This is a genomic window from Caldimonas sp., assembly GCF_046289365.1.
In the GTDB taxonomy this organism is placed as follows: domain Bacteria; phylum Pseudomonadota; class Gammaproteobacteria; order Burkholderiales; family Burkholderiaceae_C; genus Caldimonas.
This window is the reverse complement of record NZ_JBKBVU010000171.1, coordinates 1-5,641: the sequence shown is the minus strand read 5'-3', so window position 1 is coordinate 5,641 and position 5,641 is coordinate 1. Positions and strand designations below refer to the sequence as shown.

3 protein-coding genes are annotated in these 5,641 nt (G+C 68.4%); all 3 read right to left on the bottom strand.

Annotated elements, in window-relative coordinates; translation table 11 throughout:
• Nucleotides 1-130 precede the first annotated feature (130 nt).
• The gene (locus ACK42S_RS14250; RefSeq protein WP_409708841.1) at nt 131-2,284 is read right to left on the bottom strand and encodes a TonB-dependent siderophore receptor; all 2,154 of its coding nucleotides are present in this window, start codon (nt 2,282-2,284) and stop codon (nt 131-133) included.
• A gap of 35 nt (nt 2,285-2,319) precedes the next feature.
• Complete coding sequence (locus tag ACK42S_RS14245) at nt 2,320-3,570, bottom strand: PepSY-associated TM helix domain-containing protein (protein WP_409708838.1); 1,251 nt, start codon at nt 3,568-3,570, stop codon at nt 2,320-2,322.
• A 40-nt stretch (nt 3,571-3,610) separates the two neighbouring features.
• Nucleotides 3,611-5,641 (bottom strand): TonB-dependent siderophore receptor (locus tag ACK42S_RS14240; RefSeq protein ID WP_409708835.1); only part of this gene is annotated, 2,031 nt, incomplete at its 5' end.

The window sequence follows — 5,641 nt, the reverse complement described above, 5'->3', positions numbered from 1 at the left end:
CCCCCCCCCCGCGGCCGGATCATACATTCGCTCAGGCTATGAGTCACCCATACGCTAATAACATCCTGATCTAACGCAAGGGTGTTGCGAACCTCGGGGGCTGGTCGGGCAGGGCCCGACCCTGGGGCGCTCAATACGCCCAGTTCAGGCTGGCGCTCACGTGGCGGGGCGCCCCCGCGTAGTTCTGCGACCAATACAGGCTGCTGAGGTAGCGCTCGTTGGTGACGTTGCGCAGGTTCAGGCCGGCGCTCAGGTGCTTGCTGATCTCGTAGCGGGCCATCAGGTCGACCAGGGCGTAGCCGTCCTGCAGCACCCGCGTGGTGCCGCCGCCGGCCAGCGCCTCGTCGCGGTAGCTGCGGCTTTGCCAGTTCACCGACGCACCCAGTTTCAGGCCCGGCAGGGCCGGCACACGGTAGCTCGCGGCCAGGCGAAACATGCGGCGCGGCACGAAGGTGCGCGCGGCGTTGCCGTCGTCGTCTTCCAGCCGCAGCTGGGTGTAGCTGCCGGCGAGCTCCCAGTCGCGGCCGATGCGGCCGGCCAGGTCCAGCTCGAAGCCGGTGGAGGTGGCGTCGATGCCTTCGTAGTAGCTGCCGTTGGGGCCGAAGCCGGCATAGACCGGGTCGTTCTCCTGCGTCACGCGGAAGACGGCCAAGCCGCCCTGGAGGCGGCCGTCCAGCCATTCGCCCTTCACGCCCGCCTCGACGCTGCGGCCCTCCAGGGGATCGAGCACGCGGTTGTCCACGTCGATCTTGAACTGCGGGTTATAGATCTTCGTGTAGCTCGCATAGACGGTGTGATGGGCGTCCAGGTCGACCAGCGCGCCGAGGTAGGGCGTGGTCTTGCGCTTGCGGTAGCGGTGGGTCTCCCCGTACTGGATGCCGTCGCTGCGGGCCTGCGTCAGGTTGGCGCCGGTGATGAGCTTGAAGTCATCGCTCAGGTTGAAGCGCACCACGCCATACAGGGTGCGACGGTAGTCGGCGAAGTCGGCGAACCCGTCGACCCGCTCTTTGTCGAAACCAGGGCGCGGGGTGCTGCCGTCGAGCATGGCCTCCTCGCTCAGGGACTCGCCCACGCCGGCGTAGCTCGAGCGCAGCGCGTTGACGCTGCGCGACCAGCTCAGGCCCACCCGCGCCTCGTGCGCGCGTCCGGCCAGGGTGAAGGGGCCGCCGAGGTTCATATCGGCCACCCATTGGCGTTCACGGTGGCGATAGGCCGAGGGGTAGGTGCTCAGGCCCGAGCCATCGGGGTTGAGGGTGCCGGCCACGTAGAACAGTTCGGCGTCCGACGCCAGCTCACGGTGCAGCACCGTGGCGCGGCTGCGCCAGCCGCCGCCCCAACCGTGATCGAGCTCCACGAAAGCCTGAGTGTCGTCGGTGTGCCAGTAGGTCCACCCGGGCGCGCTGCTGGCCGAGCGCGGGTAGTTCGTCAGGCTGCCGTCGCTTCGATGCAGCGGCAGGCCGCCCCACATGACGCCCTCGGGCCGGTTGCGCTGCTGGCTCAGCCCGCCGGTGAGCACGGTGTCGGGGCCGAGGTCGGCCTCGAGCACGGTGCCCAGCACGGTTTTGCGCAGGTGGTAGCGATCCAGATAGGAATCCCTGTCCTCCACCGCGGCGATCACGCGGGCGCGCAGGCTGTGGGCTGCGTTGAGCGCGCCGCCCACATCGGCGTCGAGGCGGCGCTGGTTCCACGACCCCAGCGTGAGGCCGGCCGAGGCCTGCAAGCCCGGCGTGGGCCGCTTGCGCACGAAGTTGACGGTGGCCGAGGGGTTGCCGGTGGACGAGCTCAGGCCGTTGGCGCCCTTGACCACCTCGACACGGTCGTACAGCGCAGTGTCGATGTCGCCGAGCTGGTCGCCGGTGGCAAAGGGTAGGCCCAGGCCATCGACCTGAAAGTTGATGATGTCGAAACCGCGGGCGCTGTAGTAGGTGCGGTCGGTCTCGACCCGTTCGACGCGCACGCCGCCGGTGGCCGACAGCAGATCGCGCACGTCGCGCAACGCGAAGTCGTCGATCTGCGAGCGCGTGACCACGCTGATGGACTGCGGTGTCTCGCGCGGCGAGAGTCTCAGGCCGGTGGCGGTGTGGGTGGCGCGGGTGGTGTAGCTGTCGCGGCCTTCGGTGGCGGTGCGTTCGGACTGACCGGTGACGGTGATGGCCGGCAGGGCCTCGCCCGCCGCGACGGCGGGCTCGTCGGCCGCCCAGGCGGCGGTGGTGGCGCCCAGCCACAAGGCGAGGGCGTGCAGGAGGGGATGAGGGCGCGGGGGCTGCGGCCGGGACACGGGCATGACAACTCCGGAAAGGTCGAGGAAGGGAATGCGATTCAGGCCAGGTCTTCGCGCATGTGCGGCGCCGCCGTCGCGGGGGCCGCGGCCTCGGACGGCACGGCCCGGCGGCCGCGGCGCTTGCGCCACCAGATCACGACACCGGTGACGCTGAGCAGCACGATCACCAGCCCCATCACGCACACGAGCACCCGGTAAGGCAGGCCGAAGACCTTGCCCATGTGCAAGGCGGCCAGCCAGCTCGTGAAGGTGTTGCCAGGCGCGATCTTGGGGTGCTCGAAGGCGAGTTCGGCGCCGTGCTCGTCCTGGGCCGAGAAGTAGACGGCGGTGTGGCCGTGGTCGTCGGCGAAGTCCTGGTCGCTCATCACCGAGTAGTACCAGGCGCCATGCTCGCGCGCGAACATGATGGCGTCTTCCTGCTCGATCACGAAGCCGTGGCGTGCCGCGCGCTCGGCCATGAGCTCGCGTCCACGCTCGCGGGCCTGCTCCCAGCTCATGTTGGCCTGCATCAGCGGGGCGTGGTGCAAGTCGGGCAGGGCCTCGTGGGCATCCACCGTGGGCACGATGCGCTTGAGCACGGGCAGGTAGAGCTCGTCTTTGAGGTTGAGGCTCACGCTGGACACCGCGAACAGGATGAGCATGCCCCACAGCCACAGGCTGAGCGCGCGGTGCAGGTCGAAGTTGATGCGGTAAGCGCTGCCGGACCACTTCACGAGCCAGGCCAGCTTCCAGCCCTTCCAGAAGCCCTCGCGGCGGCGTGGCAGCGTGAGGTAGAAGCCCACGAAGCTGTCGAACAGCCAGACGAAGGAGATCACGCCGAAGAGCCACATGCCCCAGGGGTAGGGAATGGTGAGCGCATAGTGCAGCTGGTACATCAGCGGCATGAAGTGGGCGCGGTCGAAGACCCAGGCGCCGCGCTCGCGCTCGCCCAACACCTCGGCGGTGTACGGGTCGGCGAACACTTCATAGAAGCGCAGCGTCTGCGCACCCTCGGGGCCCACCAGGCGCCAGGCGTAGAGCTTGTGTGAGCGGCCCGGCTCGCGGTGCAGCGGGTGGTAGTCGAGATGGGCGTTGCCGGGCAGCGCTTTTTCGACACGCTCGCGCAGCACGAGCGGATCGAGCAGCGGCATGTCGCTGCGGTCCTCCACCAGCATCAGCTCGGGGTTCAGCGCGGTGTCGATCTCGTCGTAGAAGGCAAGCAGGCTGCCGGTGAGTCCGGCGATCACGAGGAACCCCGCGATCGCCAGGCCGGCATAGCGGTGGGCAAGCACCCAGAAGTGGCGGGTCATGGCTGGCTCTCTTTCTTTCTGTAAGGCTGGCGATGACGGGTCAGAAACGGTAGGTAACGGTGGCATTGACGGTGCGGCGCGCGCCGTACCAGCAGTCGCCGCGGCCCAGGCAGGTGGCCACGTAGGTCTTGTCGGTCAGGTTGGTGACGTTCAGCGCGGCCCGCCAGGTCGGGTTCTCCCAGGCCAGCAGCGCATCGAGCAGCGTGACGCTCGGCGTGGTTGGCGCCGGGGCGTTGCGGAAGGCGTCGAGCCAGCGCAGGCCCAGGCCGGCCGAGAAGCCGGGGGTGCCGCCCAGAGCAAAGCGGTATTTCGCCCAGACCGAGGCCTGGTTTTCGGGCACGGCCTCGAGGGTTTCGTCGAGGTCGGTGTAGTTGTAGCTGGCCACCACATCCACCACGCGCGCCACAGTGGCCTTGGCTTCGAGTTCGACCCCTCGCGTCTGGGTCTCACCCACCTGCTGCACGCAGTTCGGGCCGGTGCCGGACACCGAGCGGCTCTTCTCGCGCAAGTCGTAGATCGCCAACCCCAGGGCGATCTGCCGCTCCGACGGCAGGTACTTCACGCCCGCTTCCCACTGCTTGCCACGCTGGGGCTCGAGCAGGTCCCCGGAACAGTCCAGGCCGGTCACCGGTGTAAAGGCCTCGCTGTAGCTCAGGTAGGGCGACAAGCCATTGTCGGCCTCGTAGAGCAGGCCCAGTCGGCGGGTCGTGGCGGACGTCTTGGCATCGTCGGCCCCCGCCACCTCGTTGTTCACCCGGTCGTGCCGCAGGCCTGCGACCACCACCCAGTGGTCGGCGAGCCGCAACTGGTCCTGCAGATAGACGCCCGTTTGCGACACGGTGTTCTTCGGCAGCGCGGTGAGGTCGGGCACGGTGAAGCCCGTGTAGACCGGATCGTAGACGTCAATGTCGGGGATGGCTGTACCCGCAGGTATGTAGGCCTGTGAGGTCCGTGCCGTGGCACGCGAGACATCCAATCCAGCCAGCAACCTGTGGCGCACGCCTGCCGTTGCGAACTGCCCTTCCACATGCTGATCCGCCGCGATCTGGTTCAGCTTGTTGTGCTGGAACCAGCCGATGCGGCCCAGCACACGCTGGTTCACCGGGTCGGCCGGCCAGCCGCCGGGCGAGGAGAAGGAATCACCGTAGATGGTGTGGTAGACGACCTTGTTCTCGGAGTAGCGCAGGTTCTGACGCACCGCCCAGGCCTCGCTGAAGCGGTGTTCGAACTGCCACCCGATGCTGCGCCGCTTGGAGTCGTAGCGGTCCACCCCGGGCTCGCCGATGAAGGTGTCGGTGGGGATGCGTCCGTTGGGGTTGTCGGACACCATGCCCGCCCAGGGAAAGAACTGCGCGGTGGAGCCGGTCTTGTCCTCCTGCCACAAGGCCTGCAGCGTGAGCGAGGTGCTGGCGCTGGGACGCCAGGTCAGTGACGGCGCAATGAGCTTGCGGTCGTCGCGCACGTGGTCCACCTGGGTGTCGCTGTCGCGACCCACGGCCACCAGGCGATAGAGCCATTGGCCATCGTCGGTGAGCGGGCCGGTCAGGTCGGCCTGCAGCTGCTTGCGGTTGAAGCTGCCGAACTGCACGCCCACTTCGCGCTGCGCCTCGGCCAGCGGGCGCTTGCTGACCATGTTGATGAGCCCGCCAACGCTGCCTTGCCCAAACAGCATGGCCGAAGGACCACGCAGCACCTCGATGCGTTCGAGCGTGTAGGGGTCGGTGCGTGTATTGCTGGTGTAGTAGCCGCTCAGGTGCTTGCGCAGGCCGTCCAGATACTCAGCGGCATCGGTGCCTCGGATGCGGGCCGAGTCCGTGCGCGAATCCAGGCCGTAGGCGTCGGAGCGCACCCCGGCAGCGTAGTTGAGCGCATCCTGCAAGCCGGTGGCGCCGGTGTCGGTGATGAGGTCGCGTGTGACGAGGGTGATCGACTGAGGCGTCTCCGACAGGGCCGTGTCGGTCTTGGTGGCACTGGCCGCACGACGCGGGGTGTAGCCGGGTACCGGGCCGGTGGCCGTCTCGCGATCGCGCTCGGCGCTGACGGTGACCTCGGGCAGGGCCTCGGCCGCAGG

What these genes read in the sequence shown, in the direction of transcription:
- ACK42S_RS14245 (WP_409708838.1), bottom strand. Translation starts at nt 3,570, where the DNA reads ATGACCCGCCACTTCTGGGTGCTTGCCCACCGCTATGCCGGCCTGGCG.
- ACK42S_RS14250 (WP_409708841.1), bottom strand. Translation starts at nt 2,284, where the DNA reads ATGCCCGTGTCCCGGCCGCAGCCCCCGCGCCCTCATCCCCTCCTGCAC.